The 469-nt window shown below is 19.8% G+C and carries 1 pseudogene; it reads left to right on the top strand.

The annotated features are described in order from the left end of the window. Positions 1–181: pseudogene (locus RI76_RS03255) on the top strand (IS3 family transposase); the annotation flags it as partial. Between the last annotated feature and the right edge of the window lie 288 nt (positions 182–469).

Genomic DNA, 469 nt, shown 5'->3' with positions numbered 1-469 from the left:
TAAATTAAAATTAGTAGACAATTTAATTAATCAAGACTTTATATCAAATAAACCCATGAAAAAACTATTTACCGACATCACTTATTTCAAAAATTCCTAAGGATTTTTATATTTTTCTTTTATTATTGATTCTTTTAACAATCAAATTATCACTTCCCACACTTTAAAACATCAAAATAAAATAAAGGATTACTTTGATAAAAAAGATCATTTAAAAGAGCTTTTTTGAGTCAGTTTGATCAAAAATAATTTAAAAATAACCATTTTGTCGGGTTTTTGTTTAAAAAGATATTTTCATCTTTTTTAAAAAAACACAAAAAAACTTCCTTTTTAAATAGAAGGAAGTTTATAAATTTTTATTTAATTTGTATTTATATAATTTTTGAGCCAACGATAATAAGTGGTTTTAGCTAAACCTAAACATCTTAAAAGTTGATTTAAAGTCATTTTATTTTTATATTTATTGATA

It is taken from the genome of Milkweed yellows phytoplasma str. MW1 (assembly GCF_000309485.1).
Classification (GTDB): Bacteria; Bacillota_I; Bacilli_A; order Acholeplasmatales; family Acholeplasmataceae; genus Phytoplasma.
Note: the sequence above shows the minus strand (reverse complement) of the source record. Positions and strands in the feature narration are given on the sequence as shown.